Here is a 267-nt window from a genome sequence, read left to right on the forward strand (position 1 = left end):
GTTAAAAAGGACAAGGATACGATGAAAAGATTGTTTGCTCATCTCGACTTTCTCGGAATTGGCTTTTTTGCTGCGGGGATGGTATTTTTCCTTTCGTTTTTATTATCCTTTGAAGCAAACATCCATTATCCTTCAGGCCTGTTGGGGATCATCTTTTTTGTTCTTTTTGTCTGGAGAGAATTAAAGGTTAAAGAGCCTTTTATCGATGTCCGAATCTTTAGATCGCAGCCAAAACTGGCTTTAGTATATGCCCAGTTCATCTTTTTG

The 267-nt window shown here is 38.2% G+C and carries 1 pseudogene; it reads left to right on the forward strand.

Going from position 1 to position 267, the window contains the following annotated elements:
* Positions 1–21: 21 nt before the first annotated feature.
* Positions 22–267: pseudogene (locus RYX56_RS22840) on the forward strand (MFS transporter); the annotation flags it as partial.

This window comes from Alkalihalophilus lindianensis (assembly GCF_032843265.1).
GTDB lineage: Bacteria > Bacillota > Bacilli > Bacillales > Bacillaceae_D > Alkalihalophilus > Alkalihalophilus lindianensis.